This is a genomic window from Clostridium tarantellae, from assembly GCF_009295725.1.
GTDB lineage: Bacteria > Bacillota > Clostridia > Clostridiales > Clostridiaceae > Sarcina > Sarcina tarantellae.
In genome coordinates, this window is the sequence record NZ_WHJC01000628.1 from 1 (window position 1) to 541 (window position 541).

The window sequence follows — 541 nt, forward strand, 5'->3', positions numbered from 1 at the left end:
AAATGTTAAAGATCCTTAATGAATTAGGATTAAAGCCATCACCAAAAATCGAGGATTATGATGATATTTAATAAATATATTGATGAATACATTAACCTTATAGAAAGTGGAAGTGTTGAGAGCTGCACTAATATAAAAAAGTGTATTAATTTAGTTAAGGAAAAATTATCACAGCCTAATGTATTTATTCATAATGAGAAAATAGAAACAGCCATAACTAAAATAGAAGAATATTTTAAATTTAAATTACTTCCTTGGGAAAAGTTTGTTATTGCATTAATCCATTGTTATTATGAGGATAATACCTTAGTTTGGAGTACCATCTTTTTAATGATGGGTAGGGGAAATGGTAAGAATGGATTTATTAGTGGTGTTTCCTGGTATTTAACTACAGCCTTTCATGGATTAGATAAGTACAATGTAGATATTGTGGCTAACTGTGAAGAACAGGCTAAAACAAGTTTTGAAGATGTTTATGAGGTGATAGATGGTAATAGGAAATTAAAAAAAGCTTTTTACTATACTAAAGAAAAAATAGTAT

The 541-nt window shown here is 27.7% G+C and carries 1 pseudogene; it reads left to right on the forward strand.

Annotated features, from left to right (window positions below):
- Positions 1 to 60 precede the first annotated feature (60 nt).
- Positions 61 to 541: pseudogene (locus GBZ86_RS16690) on the forward strand (terminase large subunit); the annotation flags it as partial.